The following is a 1,062-nucleotide window of genomic DNA, read 5'->3' as shown; positions in this document are numbered from 1 at the left end:
CGACCACGGCCTGGCTCAGCGAGGAGGTGTTGACGGTGACCATGCTTTTGATCTTCGACAGTTCGTCGGCGAGCAGCGTGCTGTGCCCGTCGGCGCTGGTGATGCGTTGGTCGGCGACGATGTAGCCGACCCGGGCGCCGGGGAACACGGTCTTCGAATAGGAGCCGAGGTGCACGACCACCCCCGCGGTGTCCTGTGATTTCAAAGTGGGCAGCGGGTTGCCGGGGCTGACCAGACGGTACGGGCTGTCCTCGATGATCAGCAGCTGGTGGCGGGCGGCGAGCTCGAGCAGCTGCGCGCGAGCCTCGGGTCCGATGGTGGTGCCCGACGGGTTGGAGTGGTCCGGCACCACGTAGAACGCTCGGGGTCGGCGTCCGCGGGCGTGTTCACGCTGGATGGCCGCTTCGACTTTCGCGCAGGAGAACCCGTCGGCGGGTTCCTCGACATCCACGAGGGGGATGTCGAGCAGCCGGGCCGCGCCGGTGATGCCGACGTAGCAGGGGCTGGAGACCAGCAGCACGTCGGACGGGCCGGCGATCAACGCCCGTAGCACCAGCAGCATGGCTTCCTGAGCGCCGACGGTGACCACGATGCTCTCGGGTGTGACGTCGATGTGTTCGTCGATGCGTAGCGATGCGGCGATCAGGTCACGGATCTGACCGGCGGTGGTGCCGTACTGGTACATCGCGGTGCGGATCTGCTGCGGTGACCAGCCGGCCTCGCTCAGGTGGTCCAGGTAGCGGCGCAGGTGCGTGACGATGTCCTCGGTGTCGAAGAACCCGTCATACGGCCGGCCTGGCGCGAACGAGATCGCTTCGGGGTAGCGCATGGTGACCTCGTTGAGAAAGGTCATCGTGTCCAGCACCGGATCAGCCAGACTCGAATGCAGACTCTCCTTGCGCAGCACGCGATCGGCGGTCATGGTTCCCCCCTGTCGAAGCCTCAACGCCCGGACCAGACGGGCGACCGTTTCTCGGCGAACGCGCGCGGGCCTTCCAGAGCGTCTGCGCTGTGCCGTCGCCTTTCCTCCCACGGGTAGGTGGTGGTGAAGGCCTCGGAAAG

1 protein-coding gene is annotated in these 1,062 nt (G+C 66.8%); it reads right to left on the bottom strand.

Annotation, left to right across the window (positions count from 1 at the left end):
- Positions 1-922 (bottom strand): PLP-dependent aminotransferase family protein (locus AB0J80_RS38545; RefSeq protein ID WP_364714801.1); only part of this gene is annotated, 922 nt, incomplete at its 3' end.
- Positions 923-1,062: the final 140 nt, after the last annotated feature.

Origin of the sequence: Actinoplanes sp. NPDC049548, assembly GCF_040676695.1 — a bacterium.
Lineage (GTDB): Bacteria > Actinomycetota > Actinomycetes > Mycobacteriales > Micromonosporaceae > Actinoplanes.
Note: the sequence above shows the minus strand (reverse complement) of the source record. Positions and strands in the feature narration are given on the sequence as shown.